We start from the raw sequence: 574 nt of genomic DNA, 5'->3' as shown, positions 1-574 counted from the left end.
CGCCGTCGAGGTCTTCGCCTACATCGGCGCCCGTGCCGTGGGCGTGCCGCTGCTCGTGCTGGTGTGGCCGATCGGCACCTGTCTGCTCTTCCTGGCCGTCCCCCGGCTGCGCCGGCACTGGAGGGCCTCGCCCCGCCGGGAGCGGGCGCCGCTGTGGTGGTCGTGGTCCGTCGCGTCGATCTTCACATACCTGCTGCTCTGGAGCGCGGTCTCCTTCTTCGGGACCCACGCCCTCGTCTGGCCCGCGCTCGGGTCGTCCTCGGTCGACATGCCGTTCCATCTGGCCCTGGTCGGCGAGCTGAGGCACCACATGCCGCCCACGGTGCCGATGGTCGCCGGCGAGCCGCTCTTCTACCACTGGTTCGTCTACGCGCACCTGGCCGCGGTGAGCTGGGTGACCGGGGTGGAGCCGCTGGTCCTGCTGCTCCGCCTGGGCGCGCTGCCCATGCTGGCCGCCTTCGTCGTCCTGGTGGGGATGACCGGCCGGCGCGTGACGGGCTCGTGGGCGGGCGCCCTCCTGGCCGTCGGCGGTACGGTCTTCGTCGCGGCGCCGAGCCTCTACCTCGGCGCGAAC

At 73.0% G+C, this 574-nt stretch carries 1 protein-coding gene; it reads left to right on the top strand.

All coding sequences use genetic code 11. From position 1 onward, the window contains the following. A partial coding sequence (locus tag ACTOQ3_RS43630; RefSeq protein WP_440089958.1) for a hypothetical protein occupies positions 1 to 574 on the top strand: 574 nt, incomplete at both ends.

Origin of the sequence: Streptosporangium sp. LJ11 (genome assembly GCF_051918945.1) — a bacterium.
Lineage (GTDB): Bacteria > Actinomycetota > Actinomycetes > Streptosporangiales > Streptosporangiaceae > Streptosporangium.
This window is presented reverse-complemented; position numbering and strand designations above follow the sequence as displayed.